The 809-nt window shown below is 59.0% G+C and carries 1 protein-coding gene; it reads right to left on the reverse strand.

Annotated elements, in window-relative coordinates:
- Nucleotides 1-94: 94 nt before the first annotated feature.
- Nucleotides 95-706 (reverse strand): hypothetical protein, encoded by a 612-nt coding sequence (locus tag G9X67_RS34655; RefSeq protein WP_171600803.1) that lies wholly within the window; start codon nt 704-706, stop codon nt 95-97.
- Between the last annotated feature and the right edge of the window lie 103 nt (nt 707-809).

Raw genomic sequence — 809 nt, forward strand, 5'->3', positions numbered from 1 at the left:
CGCAGCATCCTTGCGTCCAGCGTGATCCACCGGCCTTCGCCTATCTCGTATGTCACCGTGCCGTTCATGTCGTCTTGAATGCTCTCGATCTTCCTCATTCTGCCTTCTCCTGTTCGGCGGCCTGAAGCCAAGCCCATTTCTTGCCTCGGTGGATGGCGGAAATAGCCTCCTGTGACACGCCGAACCTCTCTGCAGTCTTACGCAACGTTTCGACGCCCTTCATGGCGCGTATCTCCAGGACATCCGCCTCAGTGAGCTTGGCCCCGGCGTTACGCTCCCCGCGCCGATGCGTCCCGTGGATCAGTTTATCAGCCATGTTCTCTGAGTGCGTCTTCCAACTCAGATGCTCTTGACTGATACAGCCCTCATGGCCCTTACCGCAAGAGTGCGCCGCTTCGTGATCTGGCGTCGGCGGCTCGCCGTGCGCGATCTGGCAAAGGTACCGGTGCGCATTCACCATCTTGCCGTCAATCCAGAGATTGCCGTAGCCCCTGCCGCCCTTACCGAAAGGCCAGATCAGGCACTCGTCACCAACGTGGTGCAAGGCCACTTCGTGGATCCACCGCAGCAGCTCGCCCTTCGAAGTCCCACCGCCTAACGGGTCGCCGTGCTTCAGTAGGCGACGATAGTGAGGCTCGCAGTAGCATCCATTGCCGTAACGCGGCTTGTAGCATTCAGGAATCGAGCATAAACGGGAATTAGCCATTCGATCCTCACTTGATCGTTTCGGTGAGGGCCGCGCGGTGTTGCAAGCACTGTAGCGGCCCGTTTCGTTTGTAGCATCGAGCGCCGGATACTGGTGCTACGAA

This window comes from Rhizobium sp. WYCCWR 11152, assembly GCF_013087615.1.
Lineage (GTDB): Bacteria > Pseudomonadota > Alphaproteobacteria > Rhizobiales > Rhizobiaceae > Rhizobium > Rhizobium indicum.